Consider the following 279-nt stretch of genomic DNA (forward strand, 5'->3'; position numbering starts at 1 on the left):
ATCGCCAAAGGCGTGATCGGCTATCTGAACGGCCGGCCCGGCGAGGCGATCGAAGCCTTGAGGCCGATCGACCCGATGACCCAGCCAAGCGATCTCGGCGCGTTCCTCGCTTTGGTCAAAGGGTCACTGCTCGCCACGGACCAGCCGACCGCCGCGTTGATGCTGCTCGATGAGGCCAAGCTGCTCAGCCCCGGCACTCTGGTCGAGGAAGCGGCTTTGCGGCGCTCGGTTGGCATTGCGGTGACGCAAGGCGACGCGGCACGGTTCGCGCTTGCCTCG

The 279-nt window shown here is 66.7% G+C and carries 1 pseudogene; it reads left to right on the forward strand.

What is annotated here, in order from left to right:
* Positions 1-279 (forward strand): annotated as a pseudogene (locus EN853_RS33720) (chemotaxis protein MotC); the annotation flags it as partial.

The organism is Mesorhizobium sp. M1C.F.Ca.ET.210.01.1.1 (assembly GCF_004791585.1).
In the GTDB taxonomy this organism is placed as follows: domain Bacteria; phylum Pseudomonadota; class Alphaproteobacteria; order Rhizobiales; family Rhizobiaceae; genus Mesorhizobium.